This window comes from Candidatus Protochlamydia phocaeensis, assembly GCF_001545115.1.
In the GTDB taxonomy this organism is placed as follows: Bacteria; Chlamydiota; Chlamydiia; order Chlamydiales; family Parachlamydiaceae; genus Protochlamydia_A; species Protochlamydia_A phocaeensis.
Genome location: NZ_FCNU01000031.1, coordinates 179046 through 188804 on the forward strand (window position 1 = coordinate 179046; position 9759 = coordinate 188804).

The window sequence follows — 9759 nt, forward strand, 5'->3', positions numbered from 1 at the left end:
ACTCCCATTTAGGCCATTAGCGGTTTTTAAGAAATTCTCTAAGAAGCCTTAGAAGCTTCTTAGAGAATTTTATCTGATGGGAGTGAGAAAATTAGGATTCTTGCGCTGTATTAGTTTGCTGCCCGTTGGTCGTCTTTTTCTTATCAAAGTGCCGCTTGATTAAATCCTGGAATCTTTCTTTCAAAGAGTGGAACATGGAAGGATTGCCAGTATTGCTATTGATTTGCTTTTGAAGGTCTTTAATCGCTTCATTTAAATCCTTATACTCATCCTCTTCCTTGGTAATGTATCCCAGCGCACGTGCACGCTCTAATTCATAGCGCGTGCCATCAAGTAACTTTAAAGCCAAGTCCCTGTTATTTTTATATTTGTCTTCTGACAGAGCTAACAAGGCTTTTGCATTAATAAGCGGAATAGGCAAAAGGCGATTGATGATCACAATTGAGGTTAACGCCGTCTCAAGCACAGCTCCGGCTTCCTGACTAGCGTTATGATTCAGCAAATTTGCCGCTCGTTTAAGAGCTGGAGGATAAATCGCCAATGGCAAGCTATAGGTTTCGATATCAATTTCGCTTTGCAATGCATCAAGCAAAAGGCGCCCTTCCGGATAATCTCCGTCCTTCACTGCCCTCTCCGCCGTTTTGCTAATTTCTCTAATGCGATCTAAGCTCAAGGGGGCATCATCAATAACATCAATGTTAAAATCCAAAGGCAGTAAAGCGCTATCGGGATGCTGGGCCAGCAGCACATCTATTTTACCGCTTGCCCTTTCAATAGCAGCTAGTGCTCCCTTATTATCGCCATCCCAAATCAGCTTGATCGCCTGTTCCGTTTCTTTAAGTACAGCGACAGCTTCTGGAATAATGCTCTTCCTGATTTCTTCCTCCACCTGCTTGCGCTGTTTTTCTATTTCTAAGCGCTGCTGAGGCTGGCTTTGAGGAAGCGGTGCTGGAATGTTCGTCTGAGAGCCTGTCGAAGGCTTAGAACCGGAAGACGGACTCTGTTGGGCCTCAAGAGACGAACCGCAAGCTAATAAACCCAATGCGATGCTCCAAGCTTTAAAAGGAAAAGCTGAAGATTTATACATATTAGACCTCTCGGTTTAAGTGAAAAGCTTTATACATAAGCGGAAATAAGGCCATGCAATCAATCGCCCGTTTCCTTGATTAAAAGGGCTGTATCGCATGCCGTAATAGCCGTATCTAGCTGCGAAAGAATGGGATCTTCTACCGGATCCTCGACTAAGTCTTCACGGGCTTGGCGATAATTCTCCAAGCTATCCCTCAATTCTTCAAGCAAAGACTCTTTATCCAAATTTTGATTGATGTCTGTCTTAAGGTTCGGGACATTTCTTTCTTGATTCATAGAAACAGAGTACCGGGTGATGAGATCTTGACATCCCCGCAACGTTTCATCTGCTAAAATCGGATATTCTTCTTCGATTGATTGCCTTCTTTTCCGCATATGGTCTTTTAACTTTTCAAATTCTTGGCAAAGACGATGGATTGCTTCGAATTGCTTCGACCCTTGATCCGGTTGCTTTCTAAGATGGGATAAAGCTTTCAACTCCTCATCGATATCTTTTAAGCCATCATTGATCATTTTGCTTTGTTGGTCGCAAAGCGCAAGGTAATCAATAGTGGCAAAAAGATCATCTTTTCCATTGTCTTCTTTGAGTTCTGCCAATTCATCCAAAATCTCCTGCCATTGGGTTTGAAAGGTTTTTAAATTGGCTTCAATTTCTCCTATTCCATCTTCTTCCGAACGATTTGGCATAATTACCATCCTCTGTTTATCCCTCTTTAAATTAACTCTTAATGGATAGGTTCTCTTTTCAACAGAATATCCATGTCGCTCACATTTTTTGCACTCAAGGAGCCGTATCCTGCTTATTCTTAAAATGATGATAGATATATAAAAGAATCATCGCACCGATGAGGGACATAAAGAATCCCGCTGATTGATGTTCCTTATAAAGTCCAATCGCTTGTCCAATAAGTTTTCCGATAATCGCTCCGCCTATCCCTAAAAGGGTTGTCCATATGAAGCCCAAGGGATCTCTTCCTGGCATTAAAAACCTTGCAAACAGACCAACGATAAATCCAATAATAATTGCCCCAAGGATGCTCATCATTTTCTTTCTCCTTCCTTAATAATAAAAAAATTCTTATGGGATTCAAATCGTAATTAAGCAGATGAAAGCAAAACCTGCAAGGTAAATTTAAATTTTATTTTTCAATCTTTAAATTGGCTTAACCCCAGGATCTGACTAGTAAAGGAATCATTTTTGAAGCAAATTTTGACTTAATCGAAAAGCCATTTATAAAGAAATATGCGTTCATCTTGAAAATTAAATAATCTTCTAGATAAAGATAGTAAAAGTATTTGCAAATTTTTAAAAATCAATATGAACAAGAGAAACTTATGGCAAATGAAGTGATTAAAGACTTAGTGAGTCAGAAATTTCGTTTAGCTGGTATTGATATTAATCAAAACAACCGCTCGGGAATACAAGTCCATGATCAGCGCTTTTACGAAACCGTCTGGAACGAAGGGTCTTTGGGGCTTGGCGAGTCTTATATGAATGGCTGGTGGGATGCGGAACGAGTCGATGAATTTATCTATCATATTTTAAAGGCTGACCTAGAATCGACCATCAAGCCTAATTTCAAGCAACTGTTCCAACTTTCCAAATATTTGCTTTTTAACCTTCAATCCAAAAAACGCGCCTTGATTGTAGGAAAAAAACATTATGATATTGGCAATGATCTTTTCATTAAGATGTTAGATAAACGGATGGCTTATTCTTGCGCTTATTGGAAAAATGCATCGAATTTGGATGAGGCGCAAGAAGCCAAGCTGGAGCTTATATGCCAGAAGCTTTACCTTAAGCCCGGGATGAGAATTTTAGATATTGGCTGCGGCTGGGGAAGCTTTGCTAAGTATGCGGCAGAAAAACATCACGTAGAAGTCGTGGGAATTACAATCTCTCAGCAGCAACTAGAGCTGGCTAAAGAGCTTTGCAAAGAGCTTCCCGTCACGCTTCGCTTCCAAGATTATCGGGATGTCAACGACATGTTCGATCGCATTGTTTCCATTGGCCAAATGGAACATGTCGGATATAAAAATTATCGCACTTATATGCAAACGGCCTACCGCTGTCTCAAAAACGACGGCATTTTTCTTCTGCACACGATTGGAAGTAATAAAACAACCAAAAAAAGCGATCCCTGGATTGAGAAGTATATTTTCCCCAATGGAATGGTCCCTTCTGCCGAACAATTAACTCAAGCGGCTAATGGTCTTTTCATTTTTGAGGACTGGCATAACTTTGGCGCTTATTATGATAAAACCTTGATGGCTTGGCATGATAATTTTGTCCGAAATTGGGACTCCTTAAAAGCGCACTATGACGAACGTTTTTACCGCATGTGGACATATTATCTATTATCTTGCGCTGGAGCTTTTCGCAGTCGAGACCTCCAATTATGGCAAATTGTTTTTGTCAAAAAGGGAATTCCGGGAGGTTATATTTCTGTCCGCTAAACAATCGCACCTAACGCCGCACAACCGTTTCAATTCTCAATCCCTTTTCAACTTCTTGCAGGCATATCACTTCAACGGAACGCAAGGAATAGTGCCAATCAGGCGCCTCTTTTTTTAATTGTTCAACGGTATAATGAGCCAAGCTTAAGCCGGCATTCACTTTATCGGCAGAATCTAAAGTGAAAACCTTTACAGCCTCTATGGAGGCAATTTGCATATCTTGGGAATCAACTACCGCTCTATCAATGTAGGGAACATCGCTAAGCTCCTCCCTGGCTCGAAGAGCTTGTGCACTTTGACAAAGAATCTGCCATTCAGAATCCGTATAATTTTCCAAAAGCTCCTCTCTCATCTGATAAGCATACAATGTTTCGATCAAACGAAAGAAGCCGGGAACCGTCCGCCCATGCCCTGTAATGTGCTGAAAGGATTCTAACAGGCATTCCTTTAACACTAACAACCCTTCTTGTCCTTTACTATCTAAAGAAGGCCTCTCAAATACGGCTGCTAAATTCACGCAGACACGATCCCACGCTAAAAAGAGAGTCAAATCATGAAGGATATGATAAGGATTCTCCCTTAATTGCTGCTCATACCGGTCCAAAGCAGGTAAGAAAAGCTCTGCCGTAGAAGAAGATAGGGCTGATTCCCGTGTTCTTTTAATTTGGCTCAATAAAAAAGTCTGATCAATCTGTGGCAAAGATTTGACTTGTGTCAAGCACTCAACAAAGAGCTGATCGAATAAATAGATTAACAAATCTTTTTCAGGCTCTACTGTTAAAGTAGAAATGAGAAGCGCAAAAAGCTTATGCTCATCTGCAAATTTGGGAAACATCTTAAAGATTAAACTCAAATCAATATATTCGAGCAAAGAAGGCCAATCGAAAATAATATGAAGGGGCTGATCGTCCGCTAAAATCCCCGCTTGATGGCAAACTTGCAGAAGAATATTGCTCTCTCCCTCTGCATCATTTTTAAGTCGTCGAATTAATCTATTGTCAATATACGCTTTCATATACCTATCTATATTTAATCATAAAGAACGCTGGTCTTTGCAATACTCTCTAATAGGGTGGATTAAAATCGCTAATGACCTATATTTGAGGTTGTTGCGGATTTAATACACGCGCTAAGCGCTGAGTGATTAATCAAGAAAAGTCAACTAGTCTCTTAATTTTTCCATCTGCGAATTCATAAAGAGAAATACCTTTTAACTTTAAAGAATCCCCTTTTTTAAGGCCACCTGGTAAATCTTGCGCTAGAATAGCCGCATACTCAATTTCGACTGCTATCTTATCTGTATCCACAATCCAATTTGTTACAATCTGTTTTCTATCTGAGAAAATCTGTGCACTTTGATCAGCCATTTTGAACAGCTCTTCTTTGCCATGGCATTCAATCGTCTCATTGTCATGACTGATGCTTTGAAAAATGCAATCGTCGGTAAATAAATCAATCATTTGTTTAATTTCGAAAGAATTGTATAAATCAATAAACCGCTGAACGAGACCTTTTCCCAACATCTGATTAGAATTGTGCATATCTTACCTATTCTTATATGTCATTATAGGCAGATAAGTTCTTTACAAGAAGATAAAAGAGCGGCAAAGGAGGATTATGGCATCCCTCTCCTTAGAATTTTCCCCTCTCAAAGACACTTACACGCCTTTAAAAATTCACGCTAACAGTCTTTCCATTGAGGCGCGCTATTACGCTGCGCAAGAAAAAGGCAAAGCTCTTTTAACTGTGGGAGGCGTGGGAGGCGGTTTTGATACTCCTGCCCGTGGGCTTTATCCATTTATTGGTCAAGAGCTATGCCAAGAAGGCATTTCCACCTTGCATCTGCAATACCGGCGCCCAACAGATCTTGCCACTTGCATCCAAGATGTCCTATATGGAATAGAAGCGCTCTCTTCTCTTGAGCATAAGCACATGGCTTTAATTGGACACTCTCTCGGAGGCACTGTCGTCATCGCGGCAGCAGCGCAATGTCCTTCTGTTATTTCGGTCATTACTTTAGCTACACAAAGCTATGGAGCCATACAAGCGGCTAAAATGCTTCGCAAACAACCCTTGCTACTCATCCATGGATTAAAGGATGATAATCTTCCACCTGCCTGTTCTGAGCAGATTTACAACCAGGTCCATGGCCCTAAAGAACTGATCTTCTTGCCGGGAGCCGGCCATGCCCTAGATGAGGCAGCCAACGAAGTCAAACGCCTTTGCCTTGATTGGATAAGATCGACCCTCTGAACAATTGTATTATCCCCATGACAACCTATACTTAAAATCACTTTCTTATAAAGTTTATATAATTAATTCGCTTGATTTATTAAATTTATTAATTTTTATTGAATTTCAATATAGGCATTTACATTATTTTACGACAAATTAAAACAAGAAACATTTGATGAGAATTATCTTCGGCTCCTCTTTTGCAGCGACTTTTATTAAATCAAATGCAAATACCGACGAATACGGAAAAGTTATGAAAATTAATGGGATATTATTCTCTATTGTTAAATTACAGCAGTACATCAGTTTTTTTAAGTGATGAACAATATCCAAGTATCAAATGGCCAATTCATTTTAAATGAGCCAAATTTTAAATAGGCGGCTTTCAGGCAGGGCCTTTCCTACCAAGCCGAAGTTTATCTCTTTGGACTTGGCATGAAAAGGCGAAGGCCTTTTTCTATTTATACTTACTCCAAACGAGCTTTGTATTCATTAGCCAGGCTATTGTGAGGATTGATTTCTAATGCTTGGTCTAGATCTGCCCGCGCTTCAGCTAAATGGCCCTGCTGAAAATGGCACACCCCTCGATAAGCCAAAGCAAAGCTATCTTTGGGATTAATGCGCAAGACTTGTTCCCAATCTGCTAAAGCCAGATCAATTTCATTCTTTAACTTGTAACAGTCTCCTCTTTCCGTTAAAGCAAATGTATCATTAGGATTAATTTGGAGAGCTGTGTTGAAATCTTCCAAGGCTAAATCAAAAAGTCCTTCTAGCTTATAGCATATGCCTCTTTCCGCTAATGCAAATGCATTGCTAGGATTGATTCGTAAAAGGTGATTAAAATCCTCCATCGCTGCAACCCTATTATCAGATAAACGATAGCATTGCCCTCTATAGGCTAATGCCATGGCGTCATCCGGGTTTCTTTCCAATACTTGGTTAAAATCTGCGATAGCAAGATCTAAATTATCCAATTTTTTATAGAATAACCCCCGCTTAATTAAAGCAATGTTATTCTCTGGCTCAACTTCTACCGCTTTATTAAAGTCCGCGTAAGCTAACTCTAGCTCTCCCATTAATTGATAGCATTCCCCTCTTTTGATTAAAGCCTGCCCATCATCCGGGTAAAGCGATACCAATTGGTTAAAGTCGGCAAGCCCTCGTTCAAAATTCCCTTTGCTCCTATAGCAAGAGCCTCTTAAAGTCAAAACGGAATAATCATTCGGTTGAATCTGCAAGTAACGATCAAAATCGGCAATGGCCAAATCCCATTGATTATCGCATTTGAAATATCCCCCTCTATGCATTAGAGCAGAAGCATTATGCGCATGAATATATAAAGCTCTTGTAAAATCGATCAGAGCTAACCCTTTCTCTCTTTTTTTTTGATAGCAGATTCCTCGATAAGCTAAAGCGCCCGAATTGCAGGCATTGATTTGCAAGGCAAGATTGCTTTCCTCAAGAGCTTGATCAAAATTTTGGTCCATGAGAAAAATCAACGCACGCAGTGTATGAACAGTTTCTTTTCTATTGTAGGCCAATGCCTGGTTAGTATACTTAATTGCTTCTATCCGATTCGAATCCTTATAGTGCTCGCTTTTCAAAATTAAGCCTAGATCCTCCCATCCGCATTTTTTTAACAATAGATCGATTTTTTCGCTTATTTCCGGTCCTCGTTTATTTTGAATCAAAAAGGATAAGTAAAAGAAGTATGTAAAAGGCGCTTTTTCAAAAAAGACTTCAGAAATGTCTTGTTCAAAATAAAATTGAGCGACCGATTGAATAACGGAATGATTCAAATTAAAATTAAAGTAACCGAACTCCACAATCGCTTGGCATGCCGCCTCCACCTCTTCTAGAGAACTGTCCTTGTTTAAATAAGCGATCGTGTTTCTAATTGCATTTAATAAGCAAATGAAGACTTTCTCTTTTTTCCTTCCTTCCGCTGTGCACGATTTATTTAAATGGATAAAAATCGATAAGAGTTCCGCATGATTACCGTTTTTTTTTCTATATGCTTCTACTCCTTTTATCCAGCTGGGAAAGAACTTTATTTCCAATTCTCCCGGTAAATTGAAAATAAAAGTAAAGCAATTAACCATTGATTGTAAATGAGCTGCGGTTTGCTCCTCAATCACTTTTTGGCAAGCCTCAAAAACCCTATCCATCAGATAGCGATCGCTTAATAAAATGATATCTTCTAATACATCAAAGTTCTCTTCCGAAGCCTGGAAATCAACAAAAAGCTTTTGCTCCAATGCCGGATTGATTTTTTGAAAAGCAAACTGAAGAACCTTTGCAATAGCTTGGGGATGAAAAGGCACGTTGGGTTCTTTTTCCCAAGAGATTCTTTCCTCTTGTGACCAATTTTTACTGAACATGACTGATCGATAAACGGTCGAAATAGCTGCCAGTATAAATTTAGGAACGATAAATGATAAGGGCTTCTGATTGTCATCATAAGAAATGATTTCAATATTTCCTAAATTATCTGCTAAATTAGGAGCCAGGCAAAGCAAAGCATTTTCAGATTCAACCCTTCTTTTTTTAAGAGAAGAAGGCTTTTTTTCTTCTTCCGGACGAGATGTAAACATCGCTTTCAATTTTTCGATTTTTCTTTTAAGCGCTTGGTTTTCCTTCTTTAATTCAGCTAATTCACTGTTCACAGCACTTTGCTCTAAGCCAACTGGCTGATTGGATGAAACGGGATGCATAAGCGATCTATCCTATTAGTTAGAGTTCCATTTCCAACAAAAAGCTAAAATGAAAGGAAAGCTTTTAGCACTCAAACTAGCTTGAAACACAAAGCGTGCAATATTCAGCCGAAAAGGTAAAAATGGGATTAAAAGCCTTACCTAAACGATTAACCTCGGCATTCTTCATATAAGAATGCGGGCAAGAATGCCGGAAATGGATTAATAATTTAGTTAATGAGAATTAAGATTAAGAACGAGACAAAAATAAGTGCCAAAGCATATCTATTAACTATACTTTAGTTTTTATCTTTCCATTTTTAGCAGTATCAAATTTTGATACTTGAAGATTATAATTGCGATTAGATTAACAATCTGAAAATTTTAATTCAACACAAAACTATCCACAAACTAATTTATTACAAACAAGAAATTATTTCGAATTTATATTTCATAAAATTTTGAAAGTTTAGAGGTTGTTTCCTTTCTTTCGCTCCTATCGCTATATAAAACACAGCAAAAAGAACATTCATTTTTAAAGCGGACATCAAATTGCGTACTGCTCAGCCTTTTGAAGGCCATAGAGGCGTGGCAAACATCTCTATGCATCTTTTCGTCTCTGTATTGTTATTCAGTTATAGAAGCGAACGGAAGGGTATCCATCTATTTTGACCGCTCCCTCTTTGCGCGCTCTACAGCTTTACCCTTTTAACCGGTAAGAGAATTTGCTCCTCCAGCTAAAATAGAATGCAGAAGCACAAAGACGCTATGAGGCGCGGAGAAAAACGGGCCTACCGTGCGTGCAATTTTAGAAGGCTTTTTAATTTTCGAAAGCTTGAACAAGGACCCAATCGCCAAAATACAAATAAATTTTTAATATTATTGTTTTAATCGGCAAGATCAGAAGTAAAAAGAGAAGGGATTTTTAATGAATTGAGTGCCCAGTCTTTTTCTCTGAGCCGTTGCAGGGGCAAGAACGGGAAGGCCGGGAAAATTACAAATCAAAAAAATTTAAAGGCTAAAACCAGGAAAATTGCAAATCGGTTGCAGGCAAAAAAAAGGCCTTAAAGCGGATGCTTTAAGGCCATGAAAGAAAAGCTTGGCGGCGACCTACTCTCCCACACTCTTGTGTGCAGTACCATCGGCGATGAAAGGCTTGACTTCTGAGTTCGGGATGGGATCAGGTATTTCCCTTTCTCTAATGCCACCAAGCGAAAAAGTTTAAATGAATCGTAAATCTCGTTAATTCACGTGTAAAAATCAGCGCTTGAAGACTCTCTTCACG

Annotated in this window: 8 protein-coding genes and 1 rRNA gene; 2 read left to right on the top strand and 7 right to left on the bottom strand. The window is 39.2% G+C overall.

All coding sequences use genetic code 11. The annotated features are described in order from the left end of the window. Positions 1-91: 91 nt before the first annotated feature. The 3 genes from BN3769_RS12495 to BN3769_RS12505 form a co-directional block, all read right to left on the bottom strand. Complete coding sequence (locus BN3769_RS12495; RefSeq protein WP_068471089.1) at positions 92-1087, bottom strand: YfdX family protein; 996 nt, start codon at positions 1085-1087, stop codon at positions 92-94. 59 nt (positions 1088-1146) lie between these two features. Beyond that, positions 1147-1776 carry a hypothetical protein gene (locus tag BN3769_RS12500; protein WP_068471091.1) on the bottom strand — a complete coding sequence of 210 codons (630 nt, stop codon included), beginning with the start codon at positions 1774-1776 and terminating at the stop codon, positions 1147-1149. 94 nt (positions 1777-1870) lie between these two features. Next, positions 1871-2134: a GlsB/YeaQ/YmgE family stress response membrane protein gene (locus BN3769_RS12505; protein WP_228840699.1), complete on the bottom strand. Its 264-nt coding sequence runs from the start codon at positions 2132-2134 to the stop codon at positions 1871-1873. Positions 2135-2391: 257 nt separating this feature from the next. On the opposite strand from BN3769_RS12505, the gene cfa reads away from it, so the two are divergent. Then, positions 2392-3546, top strand: a complete 1155-nt coding sequence (cfa, locus tag BN3769_RS12510) for a cyclopropane fatty acyl phospholipid synthase (protein WP_420885326.1) — start codon at positions 2392-2394, stop codon at positions 3544-3546. Positions 3547-3556: 10 nt separating this feature from the next. Here cfa and BN3769_RS12515 read toward each other — a convergent pair whose 3' ends face one another. Together BN3769_RS12515 and BN3769_RS12520 are read right to left on the bottom strand one after the other, a co-directional pair. Beyond that, positions 3557-4561 (bottom strand): hypothetical protein, encoded by a 1005-nt coding sequence (locus BN3769_RS12515; RefSeq protein ID WP_068471092.1) that lies wholly within the window; start codon positions 4559-4561, stop codon positions 3557-3559. 133 nt (positions 4562-4694) lie between these two features. After that, complete coding sequence (locus BN3769_RS12520) at positions 4695-5087, bottom strand: nuclear transport factor 2 family protein (protein WP_068471094.1); 393 nt, start codon at positions 5085-5087, stop codon at positions 4695-4697. 76 nt (positions 5088-5163) lie between these two features. On the opposite strand from BN3769_RS12520, the gene BN3769_RS12525 reads away from it, so the two are divergent. Beyond that, positions 5164-5799 (top strand): alpha/beta hydrolase family protein, encoded by a 636-nt coding sequence (locus BN3769_RS12525; protein ID WP_068471096.1) that lies wholly within the window; start codon positions 5164-5166, stop codon positions 5797-5799. A gap of 449 nt (positions 5800-6248) precedes the next feature. Here the strand turns inward: BN3769_RS12525 and BN3769_RS12530 are convergent, their stop codons facing one another. Together BN3769_RS12530 and rrf are read right to left on the bottom strand one after the other, a co-directional pair. Further along, complete coding sequence (locus BN3769_RS12530; protein ID WP_068471098.1) at positions 6249-8495, bottom strand: tetratricopeptide repeat protein; 2247 nt, start codon at positions 8493-8495, stop codon at positions 6249-6251. A gap of 1076 nt (positions 8496-9571) precedes the next feature. Beyond that, positions 9572-9686, bottom strand: a 5S ribosomal RNA gene (gene rrf / locus BN3769_RS12535). Positions 9687-9759: the final 73 nt, after the last annotated feature.